12 protein-coding genes are annotated in these 18,391 nt (G+C 63.1%); 6 read left to right on the forward strand and 6 right to left on the reverse strand.

Features of this window, described 5'->3' with window-relative positions; all coding sequences use genetic code 11:
* Positions 1–160: 160 nt before the first annotated feature.
* Together BLW62_RS03605 and BLW62_RS03610 are read left to right on the forward strand one after the other, a co-directional pair.
* Complete coding sequence (locus BLW62_RS03605) at positions 161–2,134, forward strand: hypothetical protein (RefSeq protein WP_139305371.1); 1,974 nt, start codon at positions 161–163, stop codon at positions 2,132–2,134.
* A 68-nt stretch (positions 2,135–2,202) separates the two neighbouring features.
* On the forward strand, positions 2,203–5,298 hold the full coding sequence (locus tag BLW62_RS03610; protein ID WP_090505261.1) for an MMPL family transporter: 3,096 nt from the start codon (positions 2,203–2,205) through the stop codon (positions 5,296–5,298).
* Between the two features lie 43 nt (positions 5,299–5,341).
* On the opposite strand, the gene BLW62_RS03615 is transcribed toward BLW62_RS03610, so the two are convergent.
* Together BLW62_RS03615 and BLW62_RS03620 are read right to left on the reverse strand one after the other, a co-directional pair.
* Positions 5,342–6,778, reverse strand: coding sequence for a hypothetical protein (locus BLW62_RS03615; RefSeq protein ID WP_090505263.1), 1,437 nt, complete (start codon positions 6,776–6,778; stop codon positions 5,342–5,344).
* Between the two features lie 253 nt (positions 6,779–7,031).
* Positions 7,032–7,625, reverse strand: coding sequence for a DNA-3-methyladenine glycosylase family protein (locus BLW62_RS03620; RefSeq protein ID WP_090505265.1), 594 nt, complete (start codon positions 7,623–7,625; stop codon positions 7,032–7,034).
* A 146-nt stretch (positions 7,626–7,771) separates the two neighbouring features.
* On the opposite strand from BLW62_RS03620, the gene BLW62_RS03625 reads away from it, so the two are divergent.
* Positions 7,772–8,296, forward strand: coding sequence for a zinc dependent phospholipase C family protein (locus BLW62_RS03625; protein ID WP_090505267.1), 525 nt, complete (start codon positions 7,772–7,774; stop codon positions 8,294–8,296).
* 96 nt (positions 8,297–8,392) lie between these two features.
* A complete protein-coding gene (locus tag BLW62_RS18485) occupies positions 8,393–8,551 on the forward strand; it encodes a hypothetical protein (RefSeq protein ID WP_175459667.1) in 159 nt (52 codons plus the stop codon).
* 19 nt (positions 8,552–8,570) lie between these two features.
* Here BLW62_RS18485 and BLW62_RS03630 read toward each other — a convergent pair whose 3' ends face one another.
* Together BLW62_RS03630 and BLW62_RS03635 are read right to left on the reverse strand one after the other, a co-directional pair.
* Positions 8,571–11,201 carry a heavy metal translocating P-type ATPase gene (locus BLW62_RS03630; protein ID WP_090505270.1) on the reverse strand — a complete coding sequence of 877 codons (2,631 nt, stop codon included), beginning with the start codon at positions 11,199–11,201 and terminating at the stop codon, positions 8,571–8,573.
* A gap of 52 nt (positions 11,202–11,253) precedes the next feature.
* A complete protein-coding gene (locus tag BLW62_RS03635) occupies positions 11,254–12,003 on the reverse strand; it encodes a helix-turn-helix domain-containing protein (protein WP_090505272.1) in 750 nt (249 codons plus the stop codon).
* Between the two features lie 60 nt (positions 12,004–12,063).
* On the opposite strand from BLW62_RS03635, the gene BLW62_RS03640 reads away from it, so the two are divergent.
* On the forward strand, positions 12,064–12,906 hold the full coding sequence (locus BLW62_RS03640) for a hypothetical protein (protein ID WP_175459668.1): 843 nt from the start codon (positions 12,064–12,066) through the stop codon (positions 12,904–12,906).
* Positions 12,907–12,979: 73 nt separating this feature from the next.
* Here BLW62_RS03640 and BLW62_RS03645 read toward each other — a convergent pair whose 3' ends face one another.
* A complete protein-coding gene (locus BLW62_RS03645; protein ID WP_175459669.1) occupies positions 12,980–14,575 on the reverse strand; it encodes an outer membrane protein assembly factor BamB family protein in 1,596 nt (531 codons plus the stop codon).
* Between the two features lie 481 nt (positions 14,576–15,056).
* A complete protein-coding gene (locus BLW62_RS03650; RefSeq protein ID WP_090505276.1) occupies positions 15,057–16,208 on the reverse strand; it encodes an acyl-CoA dehydrogenase family protein in 1,152 nt (383 codons plus the stop codon).
* Between the two features lie 114 nt (positions 16,209–16,322).
* Here BLW62_RS03650 and BLW62_RS03655 point away from each other — a divergent pair, with 114 nt between their 5' ends.
* Complete coding sequence (locus BLW62_RS03655) at positions 16,323–18,296, forward strand: 3-hydroxyacyl-CoA dehydrogenase/enoyl-CoA hydratase family protein (protein ID WP_090505278.1); 1,974 nt, start codon at positions 16,323–16,325, stop codon at positions 18,294–18,296.
* Positions 18,297–18,391 lie beyond the last annotated feature (95 nt).

Here is an 18,391-nt window from a genome sequence, read left to right on the forward strand (position 1 = left end):
TACGGCTAACCGTTGCACCACTAACAAAGTCCCTTCCCATTATTGGATAATTGTCATTCACCTATATGTTACTTTCGAATATATTGATAGTGATTGGCAACGAAGTCGTGATACGAACGTCCAAACACGTATGAAGATCGGGTTAGAACCGACAGCACGAATGGCCAGTTTCGGACGTTCGAGCGCGCTACTCGTCGGGATACTCCTCGTGACGAGTCTGGGGGCCATCGGGGTCACTGGAGCACACGCTGACTCGGACGAACCGGTCCCTGAGGAAATCCTCGAGGAGATCGACGCGACGGAAGACGTCGAAGCGGTATACGTGTCCGACGATGGCGACGCGGTGCTCACGTACGACTATCCACACGAAGCGTCCCAGACTGGAACGACACTCGAGGGGCAGTTCGGTCTCGACACGGATCCTGGGGTCGCGTACACGCACTACACTGGAGCCGTCGATGAAGACGAACGCGGCGTAACCGGTGAGCTGTCGATGCACTCCGACCGCGATGGCGTCTCGAGCGTCGGTGACGTACTGATCGAAGATCCAGCACCGATCACGGACCTCGAGGCGGCCATCGACGTGTCACAAACCGACACCGAGTCGACCTCGAGCGGTGACGTGCAGGCGACCGTCGCCGATCACGACCCCGATTACGACGCACTCGAGACGACCGGCGAGCTAGAAATGACCTCGGAGTCGATCACCAGTTCGGGAACGCTCTCGCTCGTCGAGGCCGAGATCGACGGCGTGCCGGCCGGCACGGACTCACTCGAGGCGACCGTCGTCGAGCGCGACGACGGCTACTCCCTCAAGGTGAGCGAGCGACGGGTCATCGAGGACTGGGAGACGGATCGATGGGAGACGCGCGAGGACGCCGGCGAGTCCCTCGAGAATCGGTACTCGAGTATCGCCGTCGGGCTAGGTGGGACGGCCGACGGTGAGATCGAGTCCTACGACTACTCGGGCGACGGTGACCAGAATATCGTCGAGTACGAGTACCACGTCGAGTACACGGGCGTCACGGACGAGGTGGCGGCGGCCGCCGTCTCGCTGGTTCAACAACAGGCCGAGACCGAACTGGACGAGACCGAAGCGCAGGCGATGACCGATCGACTCGCAGAAGCGACCGTCGAGGAACTCCACCTTACCGTCGATAGAGACGGCGAAGCGACCGACATCGAGTGGGACCTCGAGGCCGACGCCCACGACGAGGTCGTCCTCGGAACGGTCGAACTCGCCGACTCGCTCGAGTCGGTCGACGACGATCTCGCAGATCGCTTCGACGACGTCAGCGAGACGCTCGAGGTGCGTGCGGAAACGGATCTGAAACGGACGACGTCGTGGGACGTCACGGCCGAGCGAGCCGACGGCCTGACGATGGTCGACGCGACCTGGGAGAGCGACACCGAAAACTGGGATCGACACGCGAGCGCGCTCGAGGAGCGCGATCTCGAGGCGCTCACGCCCGATCGCACGATGACGTTCGACGCGGCGTCGACCGAGGACGGTCTCGAGGTCGTCTACGACTCCGAGACCCGGGAGAACGGACTACTCGAGTGGTCGCCCGACGGCCTCGGGGAGGTCGGGACGGTACTGGGTGTGGAGTTCGGCCTCGGAGACGTGGGAGTCGACACTGACGATGTGGTTCCGATGTCGACCGTCGACGAACTGTCGCAGACGGCCGAACTCGCGAGAACCGACCTCACGATCGACGACGGGACGTTCGAACTCGAGGGCGCAGCGGCTGATCCGGACGCGACACTCGAGTCGTCCCCAATCGGGAGCGAGGACGAACTGACGGCGTCAGAACTCCACGTCGAGACGATGGGTGGCTCGAGTACTGTGTACGTCGTCGCCGACGGGTTCGTCGGCGCGGACCCCACCGAAGCGGAGGTTCGCGACCACGAACAGGTCGGTTCGGAGACGACCGTCTCCATGTCCGGCGAGGAAGAGCCCGACGTGCCCGAAATCGACTACGACCGCGTCGAGACGCTCCTCGAGACCGAACTGGACCGCGGCGAGACGTCCGAACTCAACTGGAGCGGTGTCGGTGCGGTACTCGTCGTGTTGAGCAGCCTCGCCACGGTCGCGCTCGGATTCTACGCCGCTCGCCCACCGTCGCGCGAGTGACCCGTGCGAAACTGAAAGTCACGTCGAACTGAAAGAAGTATACGCGTTCCGAACAGTTGTCACGACTGATGAACGGGGGGAGACAGGACGAGCCGACACGGTTCACCCGGCTCGTCGACGCGATTACGACGCAGACGACGGTCGTGATCGTCTCGATTCTCCTCCTCACGGCCGTCTTCGGTGTCGGAATCGCGTTTCTCGAGTACGATAGCTCGCTCGAGCAATTCGAGAGCGAGACGAAAGAGGCGGAGACGCTCGAGTACGCGACTGCGAATTTTTCGACGCAAGAAGAAGCGAACACGACGGTCACGGCGGTGATCGTCAGCGACGACGACGCGCTCGCGAAGGAATCCCTCCTCGAGTCGCTCGAATTCCAACAGGCGCTGCACGAAAACGAGACCGTCACCGAGACGCTGGCAGCGGACTCGCCGACGATCGGCGTCGAAAACGTCGTCGCCACGAGCATACTCCGCGAGGACGACGTCGACACGCTCGTCGAGCGCAGAGACGACCTCGAGGAACGTGCGGACGAACTCGACGAAACGGAAACCGATCTGCGCCAGGCTCTCGAGTCGGTTCGCGGCCTCGAAGCCGACTACGCGGACCTAAACGCTTCCTATGAGAACGACGAGATCGACGAAGAGACGTACCAGACTCGTGCGGGCGATCTTGACCAAGAACTCGAGTCGGTTCGCGAGGAAGCAACGACTGATCTCGAGGACGATCAGACGCAGTCATTCGACCGAGCGATGGGAAGCGTTCGAGCCGTTCAATCAGAGATCAACGCCACCGAGCGGGCGTATGCGGACGGTGAGATCAAGACGGAGGCGTACGACGAACGAACGGATCGACTCGAGAACGACCTCGAGACAGCGTACACCGACGGCACGGTCGGCGTGCTCGGCGACGAGTACGACGAACTGTGGGCAGAACAACGGGAGCTGGAGGACCAGCGAGACGACCTCGAGTCCCTCGATCAGCCCCCACTCGAGGAGCAGATTTCGGCGCTCGAGTCGATAGACGAGTCGGCCTATGAACGCCATCTCGAGGAACTCGGCGACGAGGAGTCGCCAGCCGTCGACGAGTTCGCGACGACGTTGCTCCCCTCGTCGTACGAGGTTGGAGACACACAGGCCGAGAAGCGACTAACCGTTCTCAGGCACGCACAGGCGGGAGTGGACGGAGAGGAGGACGGGGACGTGAACGCGGATACGGATACGGATACGGATTCGACCGGCGACCGACTCGTCGAGAGCGAACTCGCCGTACAGCAACTGGCAGCGGATCACGGCGACGCGAGCGGCGGCGAATACGTCGTCTTCGGCCCCGGAATCGTCTCGGACGAGATCGACCGGGCGATCGTCGACAGCCTGATTTTCGTCGGCCCGCTCGCACTCGGCGTCGTCCTCGTCTCGCTGGCCGTCGCCTACCGCGACCCGATCGAGGTCGCACTCGGCGTCGCCGGCATCGGAACGGTGCTCGTCTGGACGCTCGGATTCATGGGCTGGGCCGGGATCACGTTCAACCAACTCTTCGTGGCGATTCCCGTCCTCTTGATCGGGCTCTCGATCGACTACGCGATCCACGTCTTCATGCGCCATCGCGAGTCGCGCGAGACGGCGGCCACGGCCGTTCGACCGGCGATGGCGCTCGCGCTCACCGGTGTCGGCGTCGCCCTCCTCTGGGTCACCGCGACGACGGCGATCGGCTTTCTGTCGAATCTGGTGAGCCCGATCGCGCCGCTTCGCGAGTTCGGCCTCGTGAGCACGGTCGGCATCGTCGCGGCGCTGCTCGTCTTCGGCGGCCTGATGCCGGCGATCAAAATCGAACTCGACGAGTCCCTCGAGCGACGGCGACCCGCTCTCGGAATCGAAGATGGCCCCGTTCGAAGCGCGTTATCGGTCGGTGCGAGCGCGGCCCGCGTCGCGCCGCTCGTCGTCCTCGTCCTCGTCCTCGCGGTCACCGCGGGCGGCCTCTACGCGGCGGGTTCAGTCGATACTAACTTCGACGAAGACGACCTTCTCGCCGAGAATCCGTCGTGGACCGAACACGTTTCGACGACCGACCGAGACTACCAGGCGACGGCCGGATACGAAGCACTCGAGGATGGCTTCGAGTACCGGGACGCACAGGCCCAAATCGTCGTCTCGGGCGACGTGACGGACGGCGACACGCTCGAGCGAGTCGATTCGGCACGGATGCAGGTAAGCGAGAGCGAGTCGACCGACGCGGCGCACTCGGCCGGCGCGGACGACCAGAATCCGCTGACGGTGATGGAATCCGTCGCCACAGAGGACGAGTCGTTCAACGCGTCGTTCCACCTCGCCGACCGGACGGGTGACGGCGTTCCCAACCAGAATCTCGAGGGGCTGTACGACCACCTGTTCGAAAGCGATCCCGAGGCTGCGAGCGAAGTGATCCACCGCACGAGCGATGGCGAGTACGAGTCGGTTCGTCTGCTCGTCTCCGTTCGCGGGGACGCGCCGGCCGAAACGGTGACGAGCGACGTGCAATCGGCAGCGGCGATGGTCGACGACGGTGGCGCGGACGAGCGCTGGAACGCGAGCGCGACCGGCCCGCAGATCGTCGAGCACACCGTCGAGGAGAGTCTGCTGGACGGAATTTTCGAGAGTCTCGTGATCACTCTCGTTGCGGTTTTCGGGTTTCTGACGGCTGCATACTATCTCACCGGCCACAGTGCGTCTCTGGGAATCGTCACACTGTTGCCGGTCGCCCTCGCCGTCTGTTGGATCGTCGGCACGATGGCACTACTTGGGATTCCGTTCAATATACTGACCGGAACCGTCACGAGCCTCACGATCGGACTCGGCGTCGCCTACAACATCCACGTGAGTTCGCGCTTCGTCCTCGAGCGTCGGAGACGAGGAGACGCCGCCGACGCGCTCTCGCGAACGATGGCTGGCACGGGCGGCGCACTGTTTGGTAGCGTGGCGACGACGACGCTCGGCTTCACCACGCTCGCGCTCGCGTTCCTCCCCGCCGTTCGCCAGTTCGGCTTCGTGACGGCGCTGACGATCGCGTACGCATTTTTCTCGAGCATCCTCGTCCTGCCCACGCTGTTGCTCCTCTGGGCGCGCTACGTCGCTGATGGCGGGGAGAACGACGACGCCCAGAATGGCCAGCGTAGCCAGAATGGCCGGTAACTCGAGGGCTGTCGCCGAATTGGGATGTCGCCTCACTCGAGTCCTACTCGGCGTCGCGTTTGCTCTCGAGGATCACTTCTTCGTCGGTGATCTCGGTGATTTCCGAGGCGTCGACCGGGTACTCGTCGTCGCCGTGGCCACCCCAGTTGAGTCGCGCCTTGAGTCGATCCGTCAGTCCGGGCTCGGGGTCGATGTAGGCCGTCTGTGCGTCGATTTCCGTCACGATTCCGACCTGTTCGCCCGTCTCGTCGACGACTGCTTTCCCCTGTTCGTCCGCTGAGAGTTCGGTCGGCCCGGCGGCTCCCGTCGCTCCCGCTCCGGGTGGGCCTGCTTCGTCAGCCCGCTCCGCGTCAGCACCCGTTTCGCCGGGCGCTTCCGCCATCGGTTCGTCTTCGCTGAGTTGCTCGGAACCCGCGTCAGCCGTCGCGTCGTCGTCCGCCATCGGTTCGTCCCCAGCCATCGTCTCGTCCGCATCCATCGGATCACCGCCGGCTAGCGACTCGCCGCCAGCCACGCCGCCAGTCGCCGGAGCGTCTATCGCCTCCATCGACTCGTACTCCTCGACGTCGATGATCTCCCCCTCGAGCAGGTCGCTGCCGATCACCTCGGACTCGAGCAACTCGGTCTCCTCGAGCGTAAAGCGCATCATCGAGCGCTCGTCGATCTGATCCTCGAGGGTTCGGCGTTCGAGCAGTTCGCTCTGGACGGTGTCGCCTTCGCCGCGCTTGCTCTCGATAACCTCGCGATCGACGACCTCGTCGGCAGCGACATCGGAGCGAACCACGTCGCTCTCGAGGATCGAGCGCTGGACGCTCTCGAGTTCGACGTCGGTCTGAATCTCGTCTCGCTCGACCTCGTCGTGTTGTTCGATGTCGACGTCGACCACTCGACTCTCGACGATGTAGCGTTCGATTTCCTCGATGGTCTCGAGTCGGGATTCGTCGGTGGTCACCTCGATTACGTCGGCGCTCACGAATTCGGTGTTCACAACGTCTCTGCTCAACAGTTCGCTCTCGACGACGCGTCGCTCCGTGAGTTCGGTGTCGACGACCGAACTCTCGATCGTGTCGCGCTCGACGACTTCGGTCTCGACGACCTGCGTCTCGACGATTTCGGTCGTCACTGTCTCACCCTGTCGAAGCTGATCCTCGAGTTCACTGCGACCGATCGAGGCTCGATCGAACGCCATTTCGCGCTCGACCAGTTCGAAGTGGCCGAGTTCGTCTCCGGCGGCCGGTTCGTCGTGATAGACGAACACGAGGTCCTCGTCTCGGAACGTCTCCATGAAGCCCTCCCACGTGTGCTCTTCTTGGTCCTCCTCGATCGCTCCCTGCCGTGCGAAGGAGTGGCCGTGCCCTTCGCCGCCGTGAGTCGAGACGGGAACCGCCTCGCGCGATTCGGCCCATTCGCGAATTCGCTCGGGATCGGTCGTCATTCGCCGTTGTCCGCCCCCGTCGTCGGTTGGTCTCTCGTTTGCCATCTCGATTCCGACCCCGGCCAGCGAACACTTGAGTCGGTGTGGCCGTCTCGACAACTCAGTATGAGATTTCTCGCATCCGGACGACCGGCTTGCATACTCGCGCGCGTAATCGGTGATTGGCCGGTCCAAACAGTGTGCGCGAGTCGACGACGACTGACGGAAGTCCTGCGTTACTCCGATCCTCGAGGCTGACGCTCGACTCCCGTTACCCCGTTACACGGCGAACGAACGCCGATTGCAGCAGAGTTGGCAGTTACTCGGACTCGTACTCCGCCCAGATGTAGCGAGTCGCGACGCTTCGATAGGGGCGCCACGCCTCGGCGATCTCGCGCATCTCACCTCGAGTCAGTTCCTCATCCCCGTTGGCGTACAACTGCTCGATGCCCCGGCGAACGGCGAGGTCACCCAGCGGAAGCACGTCCGGGCGTTCGAGGACGAACAGGAGGTACATGCGCGCCGTCCACTCGCCGACGCCTTTGATCTCGGTGAGCGCGTCGACGACCTCGTCGTTCGTATGGTCGGCTAACCCCGATCTCGAGTAATCGCGTTCTCGAAACGCTCGCGCGGCGTTTCGGATGTATTCAACCTTGCTTCGCGAAAGTCCGGCGTCCCGAAGGGCCTCATCGTCGGCCTCGAGCACCGATTCGGGTGTGACATCGTCCGAGAGCACGTCGAAGACGCGCCCCCGGACCGCGGCGGCGCTCGCGGTCGAAAGCTGCTGATTGATGATCGAGATGCACAGTCGCTCGTACTCAGTCCAGTTCGGCTCGACGTAGGGATCGTGCTTCTCGACGAGCGTTGCCATCACGGGGTCCGCTCGGAGCACGGGTTCGGCCTCCGCTAACATTCTCGTGACAGAAACGGTAGTGTCGAAGCCTCATAGGCGTCTCGGTGGGTGAGAACTCGGGACGACACAGAACGGATCAGAAGACAATACGAATCGAGGTCGGGACAACGCTGAATTTACTTCGCACACAACAGAGACCGAGAAGGATGCAACCGATCGTCCACCTCGTCGTCGGCTACATCTGCTATCGGGAGTTCGTTCGGTATCGAGACGGGGGGCCTCCGAACGACGTGCCGGTCCTCGTCGCCGTCTTCGCGGCCGGCCTCGCCGATTTCGTAGACAAGCCACTCGCGGCCGCAGACATCGCACCCGTCGGACGGACCGTCGGCCACTCGCTGGTGTTCGTCGTTCCGCTACTCCTCCTCGTCTGGGTGCTCGCGACTCGACGAGCGCGTCGCGACCTCGGTTTTGCCTTCGCAATCGGCTACCTCTCCCATATCGCGACGGACGTTCCTTGGCACGTGCTGTCGGGTGATTTCCACGAACTCGGCTTTCTCTTCTGGCCGCTCACGCCGATGCCACCCTACACCGGCGTCAAGCCGTTAGGGACCATCCCCGGACTCGAGGCCGAGGTGACGACGCTCTGGCTCGAGGCCGCAATTCTGGTTGCGGGAGTGACTCTTTGGTGGGTCGACGGGCGTCCCGGACTCGGTGCGCTACGCCGCGATTGAAAGCCTCGACGAGCGCGAGAGATGTCAATCATTTGCCCTTCTGGAGCCCTGTTGCAGCGATAGATTGAGGTGACTCATGCGCGAATGTGTTCGCGTATGCAAGAACTCGTACTTCACGCCGGACACGAACACCCCAATCTCATCTGGGTTCTCGTTCCCAGCCTGCTAACGTTCATCGCAGGACTCGGAATCGGCACGTTTTCCGAACGAACGCGAGAGTGGATCCACTCCCAGACCGAACCGAGCAGCGAGTAACCCGAACGAAGCGCACTCGTTATTTCTCGGCAGACTCCTCGAGCGCCCCAGGAGTCTCGGGTTCGACGTTCGCTAGTCGCATCGCGTTGCCCGTCACGCCGAGGCTCATCCCCATGTCGCCGATGACGACTGCGTGGATGACGGTGACGAGCCCGATTGGCGCACCCGCGGCCAACACGGCTTTGACGGCCAGACTGGACCAGATATTCTGCCGGATGACGCCGTTTGCCCTCCCCGAAAGCTTGTAGAGGTAGGGCAGTTTCGAGAGGTCGTCACCCAGTAACGCCACGTCCGCCGTCTCGAGGGCCGTATCCGTCCCCGCAGCGCCCATCGCGATGCCGACGTCCGCGGTCGCGAGCGCGGGCGCGTCGTTGATGCCGTCGCCGACCATCGCGACGTGTCCTCCACGAGCAGCATCGGTTCGGTCTCCGCGACGGGCAGCGTCGGTTCGGTCTCCGCGACGAATACCGTCGTCTCGGCCGTCCTCGTTCGGTTCGCCGTCCAATCGGCGGATCCACTCGAGTTTCTCCTCGGGGAGTAACTCGGCGTGGTACTCGTCGATCCCGACTTCGGTCGCGATGGCTCGGGCCGTGCCCTCGTTGTCGCCAGTCAGCATGACGACGCGAACGCCCTGGTCTTGCAAGCGCGAGACGGCCCACTTCGCTTCGGGCCGCACGCGGTCGGCCACGCCGACGACGCCGATCGGCCGCGCTTCGGTGCCGACGATCACGACCGTCTTGCCCTGTGACTCGAGGTCGGGGACGACCTCCGCGAGCACGTCGAGACAGTCCTCGCGGTCACACCGTGGCTGGGGCGTCGTCTCGTAGCCCATCTCCGCGAGCGCGACGCCGCCGTCGGTGGTCGCGTGGACGTGTTCCAGATCTGCGAGTCCGTCGAACAGGTTCGGTTTGCCGACGTAGTGCGTCTCGCCGTCGATGTCGGCCCGAACACCCTTGCCGGTCAGCGCCTCGAAGTCGGAGACGTCGGGGTCACTATCCGCGTCGACCCCCTCTTCCTCGGCGTAGCCGACGATTGCCCGCCCGATCGGGTGCTCGCTACGCCGTTCGGCGGCGGCCGCCCGTCGGAGGACGTCGCGCTCGTCGGCACCCTCGAGGGGAATGACGTCGGTCACCGTCAGATCGCCCTCGGTGAGCGTCCCCGTCTTGTCGACCGCGAGCACGTCGCTCTCGCCGACTGACTCGAGGTATTTGCCGCCCTTGATGAGGACGCCGTTTCGCGCGGCGCTAGTGATCCCCGAGACGACGCTGACGGGCGTCGAGATGACGAGCGCGCAGGGACAGGAGATCACGAGTAGTGTCAGTCCGACGACGAACCAGTAGCTCCAGGACGCACCGAAGGCGAGTGGCGGCACGAACGCGGCCGCGGCCGCGAGGACGACCACGATCGGCGTGTAGACGCTGGCGAACTGGTCGATGAACTGCTCGCGGTCGGTCTTCTCGCGCTCGGCGTTTTCGACCATTCGAACGATTCGAGCGATCGTCGACTCGTCGGCCTCGCTCTCGACGTCGACCTCAAGGTAGCCCGATTCGGGAATCGTGCCGGCGTAGACTTCGTCACCGACGGACTTGTCCGCGGGAACGCTCTCGCCGGTAACGGGCGACTGATCGATCGCGCTCTGGCCCTCACGAACGGTGCCGTCGGCGGGAATCTTCTCGCCCGGCCGAACGACGACCCTGTCACCGACCGCGAGTTCCTCCGCCGGAATCGTCGCTTCGGAGCCGTCCTCTCGCTTGACGGTCGCCGTCTCCGGCGAGAGGTCCATCAACTCCCGCAGCGAGTCTCGAGCGCGGTCCATCGAAAACTGCTCTAACAACTCGGCGACGCTGAACAACACCGCGAGGATGGCCCCCTCGAATGGGTGGTGGGCCGCCACGCTCGCGAGGATTCCGAGGCTCATCAGGAAGTCGATGTCGAGACTCCGATTCCGCGCGGAGTAGTAACCGTTGCGCAGGATTGGCGTCCCCGCGATCACCACCGCCGCGATGAACAATAGGTGAGAGAGCGCGTACGTTCGCCCGGCGACGGTCGTGAGCGCCGGATCGAGGGCAGGGAAAACGAACTCGAGAGCCATCCCGACCGCCACGAGCACGCCACCGATTCCGGTCCCGAGGGCACGTCGACTCTTCCAGACCGCCTCGCGCTCCTCGAGTGGGCCGCCCTCGTCGGCGACCGGCGAGGCGTCGTAACCAGCACGTTCGATCGCTCCGGTGACGGTCTCTACTGGGGTCTCGTCGTCGATCGAGACGGTCACCCGACCCGATGTCGGACGGGTCTCGATCTCTCGCACGCCGTCGGTCGCCTCGAGTGCGTTCTCGACCTTCGAGGCACACGACGCACAGTCCATGTCGGGAACCGAGAACGTCCGCTCGGCCCCACCGTCGTCGATCTCGTACCCGGCCGCGCGAACCCGGGCACGAACGTCGGCTTCGTTCGTTTTCGTCGGATCGTACTCGACGACGAGGCGGCCGCTCGTCACGCGCGCGTCGAACTTGAGGATACCCTCGAGTCGCTCGACGCTGTTCTCGACCTTGCCGGCACAGGACGGACAGTCCATCTCGGGGACGCGAAGTTCGAGCGTGTGCGTGCGATCGGGCGGCGCATCAGGCGAAGACGGAGACGACTGCGTCATTACTGAGCAGTAATCGGTCACCGCCCATACCACTTATTTGGCGCACGCCAACTTAGGGCCGGCCGAGCAGCGCTTCGTGTGAATCGTCCGTCGCGACGAACTCCGATGCGAGGCTCGCTTCTGCTCTTCTGAGCCGGTAGGAGAGCGTCGATCGCGGGATCTCGAGTTGTGCCGCGAGGTCGCCGAGTTCGATGCGACGAGGCGTCTCGTAATAGCCGCGTTCGACGGCCGCCCGAAGCGCCTCGCGTTGTTCTCGCGGCAGGGTGGCTTCGGGGCTCGAATCGCTGCCGTGGTCCGGATCGAGTTCCGTCAGTCGGAGCATCTCGATCCCGGTACACTCGTCTACCTCTTCGTCCAGCGCGTCGAAGAAGTCGTGAATCTCAGCGTCGCTGCCGAGGACGATCCGCCAGCGGTAGCGCCGCCCCTCGCGATAGGTCTCGAAAAGGAGTCCCTCGCCGAGGTGCTCGAGGGCGACGTGAGGAACCGACGTACAGACCTCGGTGCGGTCCCAGTAGGTGTAGACCACGAGCGTGTCGCTCGAGCGATCGAGCACCTGAACTTCACACTCCGCACCGCAGTCGTCCTTGACGAGGCAATCCGCGAAGAAGTCACTCGTCGTGTAGGCGTCCTCGAGTGCCGCGAGCGCCTCGGCTGAACCTTCGGCGTGATCGACGCGCCAGAGGCTGTCCGCGGTGACGTGACACGACAGCGAGCGAATCGACGCCTCCGGGTAGTCGGCGAGCACGTCGGCGACGGGGTTCGTCCCCGATTCGTACTCGAGGGCGAAGACGAATTCTCTCATTGCGTCTCAGTAGGGGCTCACGCGACAAATGGTTTCTCGATAGACCACGTAGTACTCACGATGGTTTCGCCGTCGCTCGTCACGATCCCGGCAGTCCAGAACCGAATCCGTGACTTCTGGCTGTTCTACCGTCGCTATACGGACACGACCATCCACACAGCCGCAACCGCTGCGCTGGCGATGTTCGGCTTGCTCATCTTTCTCGACCCGTGGTTTGCCGCAGTCGCCATCGCCTGTTACGTTCTGCCCCCCATCGTCCTGTACGTGTTCGAACCCAACTCACCCATCGTCGCCGACGTCGAACGTGAGTTCGAACACGAATCCAGACCCGAACGCGACGGTGTCTCTGAACCGAAACCGCCAGTCGAACGCAGCCGAGATTCCCTCTCGGCGGACGAACCCTCAGCAAACCACCGTGACCTCGAGTCGCCGTCGAAGCCCGCTCAATCCGACGACACAGGTTCCTCGAGACGCGTGCCGAACGTCTCAGTCACGGATCACGAGACAGACACCGAGTTCGATGGTCGGGGAACGGACGCGGATAGCGATGGAGAGCATTCCGGTAGTGATACCGGTCGCGACCTAGATCACGCGGGAACTGACACTGACCCGCCTGGCACGGACACTGACCCACCTGGCACCGATACAGACACTGGTAGCGATCAGGACGACGGCGACACGGACACCGATTTCGATCGGGACGACGGTGATACCGACACGGACACCGACAGACCAGGCACCGATACGGATACCGACCTGCCGGGTACAGATACGGATACTGACCCCCCAGGTACCGACACGGACACCGACCGAGATGGCACTGACACGGACACTGACCCGCCGGGCACTGACACCGATTCAGATCGAGATGGCACTGACACCGACTCGGATTCCGATAGCTAACGGGTCGATCGTCCTCGAGTCACTCAAAAATAATCGACTGGTTCCGGGAACTCACCCGATTACGAGGCAGTGATTACGCTTCCTCTTCCTCGTCGGGTTCCATTTCGCGACGGCGGAGCCACTCGAGTGAGAGGGCACCGCCGAGGAGGCCTGCACCGGTGGTGAAGCCGGGAACGCTATCGTCGCCGTCCGCGTCTGCTGCGTCGTCTGCGTCATCGTCTGCAGCGTCTTCCGTGTCATCGTCCGCAGCGTCGTCCGCATCATCTGCGTCATCGTCATCTTCGTCTTCGTCCGCACCATCGTCGTCCGCATCATCTGCGTCATCGTCATCTGCGTCATCGTCCGCATCGTCCGACCCGTCGTCTGCGTCATCGTCGCTATCCGTGTCGGAATCGCCATCCGCGTCAGCGTCGTCGCCATCGTCGTCGGAGCCGCCATCCGCGTCAGCGTCCCCGTCTGGCGCTTCGTCGTCGTCATCGTCGGACTCGTCGGTGTCCTCGGAATCGCCCTCGACTTCCTCTTCCGGGGAGTCACCGTCGTCTTCCGGTTCCTCGTCGATATCGTCCTCGTCGGCGTCGGTTTCCGAATTGCTCCGCAGGGCGAAGATCATACCGTCGTTCGAGAGCGTTCCGACGTAGAGCGTTTCGCCGACGACGGCGAGAGGCCACAGGCTGGCACCCGTGTCGATCTGCCACGCAGTTGAGCCATCCTCGATGTCGAACGCGTAGAAGCGATCTCCCGTTTCGCCGTCGCTGAATTCGTCCTCGCTCGTGAGTCCGGAGTAGACGAGGTCGCCGTCGGTGATCGGTGGTGTCGCACCGAGACCAGACTCTTCTGCCTCCCACTCCGACTCGCCCGTTTCCAGATCGTGTGCGGCGGCGTAGTAGCTGTCCATTCCGGTGGTGTTGAGAATTCGGTCGTCCGTGATCGCCCCCTCCGGATTACTGAAATTACTAACGCGGCCCTCTTCCTCGCCGTCCTCGAGGTCGTGAATCGACAGTTCGTCGTTCGCTCGCATTGCGACGACGTACTCTTTGGTCGCCATCGGATACGCTGCGAGTCGGCTGGCGAACTGCCCGTCGAGGGAATCGTCGTCCGACTCGTACGTCCAGAGCTCCGAGCCGTTGTGCACGTCGAGTGCGTACAGTTGCGTTTCGCTCGCGGTGATACAGATGTCCTCGACGATCGCGACCGCCTGCTCGTGGAGTTGTTCGTCCGCCGGTTCGTACTCCCAGCCAACCTCGCCTTCCAGTGCGTCGACGGCGTACACGACACCGTCGGCGACGACCAATACGAGTTCGGCTTCGACGTTCGGCGACGCGATAACCTCGTCCGGCTCGAGGTCGAGTTCCCAGCGAACGTCACCGTCTGCAGCGTCGAGCGCCGTCAACTGCTCCCCGCCGAGATAGACGGTATCGTAGGCGACAGCCGGTGCCCCCTCGACACCCTCGACGTCAACTTCCCACTCTCGAGAGCCGGTTTCGGCGTCGAGAGCGTGGACCTCGTCGTCGCCGGCGAGGTACACGACGTCGTCGACGACGGCGAGCATGCCGCTGTGGTTGTACTGCCAGGCCGGGGCAACGGGATCCTCGGGACCGGTTTCGTCCTCGAGAAAGCCCGTGTTTCCTTGCCCGCCACCGAGTGACGACCAGCCATCGGGGCTGTCCATCGGTGACTCGTCGTCATCGTTTATTGCCGCCCCCGTGGTTGTGAATAATCCAATTGCCGCAGCCGTTGCGCCTGTAGACGCCAAAATTTCGCGCCTGCTATGGTCTGCCATGAATACGAACAGGTTACAACGGACCGTGTGTACCTATTTCCGGACTAACGCCGTTTCACGTACGAAACTGGTCATCGAACATGGGACTCGCGTGAATCGAGCCCGATTACTGCATCGGGCGCGCACACGCGGTATCGGACGATACTGGCCGTGTCGAGGCCCCACATGGATTGACAACTGTTTCGCTTATCCAAACAGTTAGCAATTACGACGGGAGTTCGCTTCGAGAGCGGTGCTCGGATGCCTACTCGACACGAACCGAATTCGTCTGCAGGAGTATCGAGAAAACGAATGCGGAAGCCGAACGAACGAGCGTGTGAAACGAAGTGGTTTGGGGAACGAAGTAGTGATCGAGTGGGTGGGAGGGTGCTTAGAAGCCTTTCCCGAGTAGTTCGCGGGCGATAACGTTCTTCTGAATCTCGGACGTTCCCTCGTAGATCTGGGTAATCTTCGAGTCGCGGTAGAAGCGCTCGACGGGGAAGTCGTTGACGTAGCCCGAGCCGCCGTGGATCTGGACGGCTTCGTTAGCAGCGTCGACGGCAACGCGAGAGGAGTACTCCTTGGCCATCGAGGCGAGTTTGGTGATGTCCTCGCCCTGGTCGACGTGCCAGGCGGCCTTGTAGGTCAGGTTACGCGCGGCCTCGGTTTCGGTCGCCATATTGGCGAGTTTGTGCTGAATCGCCTGGAACTCGCTGATCGGCTGACCGAACTGCTCGCGATCCTGTGCGTACTCGAGTGCCTCTCGAGTCGCACCCTTCGCGATGCCGACGCCCTGTGCGGCGACGCCGACACGAGTGGCGTCGAAGAACTGCATCTGCTGCATGAACGCGGCGTCTTTGGTTCCGATGAGGTTCTCTTCGGGGACGCGCACGTCGTCGAAGATGAGTTCGGCGGTGTCGGAGGCGCGGATGCCCATCTTTCCGGTGATCTTGTCGGCGCTGAAGCCGTCGCGGTCGGATTCGACCACGATCTGGCTGAAGCCGTTGTAGCGGCCCTCGGCGTCGGGGTTGGTCTTACAGAGGACGACGAAGAAGTCGCCGACGCTTCCGTTCGTGATCCACATCTTGTTGCCGTTGACGACCCACTCGTCGCCGTCCTTCTCGGCCTGCGTCGAAACCGAGGAGACGTCGGAGCCGGTGTCGGGTTCGGAAATTGCGGCGCCGGAAATCTTCTCGCCCAGCGCGACGGGCTCTAAGAAGCGTTCTTTCTGGTCTTCCGTACCGAACTCGCGGATCGCTTCGGTCCCGAACGAGCAGGCGAGAATCGAGAGCGCGATACCGGGATCGTAGGAGAACAGTTCCTCGGCGATGATCACTGTCTCGAGCGTCGAGTAGCCCGCGCCGCCGTACTCGACTGGGATCGAGGAGCCGACGAGGCCCATCTCCGCGGCCTGATCGACGATCTCGTGGGGGAATTTCTCCTCCTCGTCGAACGTCTCCGCTTCGGGGACGATTTCGTTTTCGGCAAACCGAGCGACTTCCTCGCGAATCTGTTCCTGTTCTTCGGTGAGACCGAATTCCATGTCATCGGCTTTCTACCCCAGCGATAAAGAGCTTTGTAACCCGTAATAAACGGAACTATAGTTTCCTCCAGAGAGAGGGAAACGTTCAAACACGTGCCGATTCCATGTATGGCCATGGAGCTCGAAGATATCAACACCGTCGCAGTTCTCGGTGCAGGCAACATGGGCCACGGCATCGCGGAGGTCGTCGCGATGGCTGGCTACGACGTGAACATGCGCGACATCAACGAGGAGTTCGTCCAGAACGGCTACGACCAGATCGAGTGGTCGCTCGACAAACTCGCCGAAAACGACCAACTCTCCGACGACGAGGCCGAGGCCGCCCTCGAGCGCGTGACGCCTTTCGTCGACATGGCGGACGCCTGTGGCGACGCGGACGTCGTCATCGAGGCCGTCCCCGAGCAGATGGAGATCAAAGAGGACGTCTACACCGAACTCGAGTCCGTCGCCCCCGACCGAGCCATCTTCGCGACGAACACCTCGAGTCTCTCGATTACGGACCTCTCGGAGTTCACCGAGCGTCCCGAGCAATTCTGTGGAATGCACTTTTTCAACCCGCCGGTGCGGATGCAACTCGTCGAAGTGATTTCGGGTGCACAGACGAACGACGAGACGCTCGACGTCATCGAGGAACTGGCCGACGACATCGGCAAGTCGCCCGTCCGCGTCCACAAGGACTCGCCCGGCTTCATCGTCAACCGCGTGCTCGTCCCACTGATGAACGAAGCCTGCTGGCTCGTCGAGAGCGACGAGGCCACCATCGCCGAAGTCGACTCCACGACGAAGTACGACATGGGCCTGCCGATGGGCAGTTTCGAACTCGGCGATCAGGTCGGCAACGACATCAGCTACCACGTCCTCGAGTACATGCACGACGTGCTCGGCGAGCCCTACGAGCCGTGTCCGCTCCTCGAGCGCAAGGTCGAAAACGAGGAACTGGGCAAGAAAACCGGAAAAGGCTTCTACGACTACGAGGACGGCGACGGCGCCGACATTCCAACCGACGAGCAGTCGGATCTCGTCGAGTCCCGGCTGATCGCGTCGATGGCCAACGAAGTCGCGAAGTTGATCGGCAACGACGTCGCGCCGCCTGAATCGATCGACGAGGCGACGAAACTCGGCGCTGGCTTCCCCGACGGACCCGTCAAGATTGTCGACGAGTTCGGCATCGAGAACGCCCTCGAGACGCTCGAGGAGGCCTACGAGGAGACGGGCCACGAACGCTACGAACCAGCCGACTACCTCGAGGAGCGAGCGTCCGAAGGCGGCTTCTATGACGCCGCGGAAGACGACGACGGCGTCGAGTTCGACGCCATCCGCGTCGAGTATCCCGGCGACATGGTCGGTCACATCGTCCTCGACCGGCCACACCGGATGAACACCATCAGCGACGAACTGCTCGAGGAACTCGCCACAGCCGTCGACTTGCTCGAGGACGACGAAGAGATTCGCTCGATTCTGATCACGGGCGAGGGCGAGAAGGCCTTCTCCGCCGGAGCAGACGTCCAGAGCATGGCCGCGGGCGGTGCGGATCCACTCGAGGGTCAGGAACTGTCCCGGCTGGGACAGCAGACGTTCGGTAAACTCGAGGCCTGTGACCTGCCCATCGTCGCCGGCATCGACGGCTTCTGTCTCGGCGGCGGGATGGAGCTCTCGATGTGTGCCGACCTCCGCGTGGCGAGCGAGCGCTCGGCGTTCGGCCAACCCGAACTCGACCTTGGCTTGCTGCCCGGCTGGGGTGGCACGCAGCGACTCAAACACATCGTCGGCGAGGGTCGAGCGAAGGAGATCATCCTCACCGCGGAGCGCTTCGACGCCGAGACGATGGCCGACTACGGCTTCGTCAACGACGTCGTCGACAACGCGGACCTCGAGGACGAAGCCCTCGCCCTCGCGACTGACCTCGCCGGCGGCCCGCCAGTCGCCCAGAAGTTCACCAAGCGCGCGATGCTCACCGGCCGCCACGACACCGAAGCCGGCCTCGAGTACGAGGCCTCCGCGTTCGGTCACCTGATGGCGACCGACGACCTCATGGAGGGCATCACGGCCTTCATGGGAGACGGTGAGCCGGAGTTCGAAGGGAAGTAAGGCTGGCCTCGAGACCGAGAGCGTTTCCGTCACCCGTGGGGTTTCGCGGTAGAGAACCCGCGGAACCCCAGAGGAACACTTTTGTGACAGCATTC

The organism is Natronorubrum sediminis (genome assembly GCF_900108095.1).
GTDB classification, from domain to species: Archaea; Halobacteriota; Halobacteria; order Halobacteriales; family Natrialbaceae; genus Natronorubrum; species Natronorubrum sediminis.

Bases quoted from the DNA above. Each gene is read 5' to 3' on its own strand.
- BLW62_RS03655 (WP_090505278.1), top strand. From the start codon at position 16,323: ATGGAGCTCGAAGATATCAACACCGTCGCAGTTCTCGGTGCAGGCAAC.
- BLW62_RS03610 (WP_090505261.1), top strand. From the start codon at position 2,203: ATGAACGGGGGGAGACAGGACGAGCCGACACGGTTCACCCGGCTCGTC.
- BLW62_RS03625 (WP_090505267.1), top strand. From the start codon at position 7,772: ATGCAACCGATCGTCCACCTCGTCGTCGGCTACATCTGCTATCGGGAG.
- BLW62_RS03630 (WP_090505270.1), bottom strand. From the start codon at position 11,201: ATGACGCAGTCGTCTCCGTCTTCGCCTGATGCGCCGCCCGATCGCACG.
- BLW62_RS03605 (WP_139305371.1), top strand. From the start codon at position 161: ATGGCCAGTTTCGGACGTTCGAGCGCGCTACTCGTCGGGATACTCCTC.
- BLW62_RS18485 (WP_175459667.1), top strand. From the start codon at position 8,393: ATGCAAGAACTCGTACTTCACGCCGGACACGAACACCCCAATCTCATC.
- BLW62_RS03645 (WP_175459669.1), bottom strand. From the start codon at position 14,575: ATGGACAGCCCCGATGGCTGGTCGTCACTCGGTGGCGGGCAAGGAAAC.
- BLW62_RS03650 (WP_090505276.1), bottom strand. From the start codon at position 16,208: ATGGAATTCGGTCTCACCGAAGAACAGGAACAGATTCGCGAGGAAGTC.
- BLW62_RS03620 (WP_090505265.1), bottom strand. From the start codon at position 7,625: ATGTTAGCGGAGGCCGAACCCGTGCTCCGAGCGGACCCCGTGATGGCA.
- BLW62_RS03615 (WP_090505263.1), bottom strand. From the start codon at position 6,778: ATGGCAAACGAGAGACCAACCGACGACGGGGGCGGACAACGGCGAATG.
- BLW62_RS03635 (WP_090505272.1), bottom strand. From the start codon at position 12,003: ATGAGAGAATTCGTCTTCGCCCTCGAGTACGAATCGGGGACGAACCCC.
- BLW62_RS03640 (WP_175459668.1), top strand. From the start codon at position 12,064: ATGGTTTCGCCGTCGCTCGTCACGATCCCGGCAGTCCAGAACCGAATC.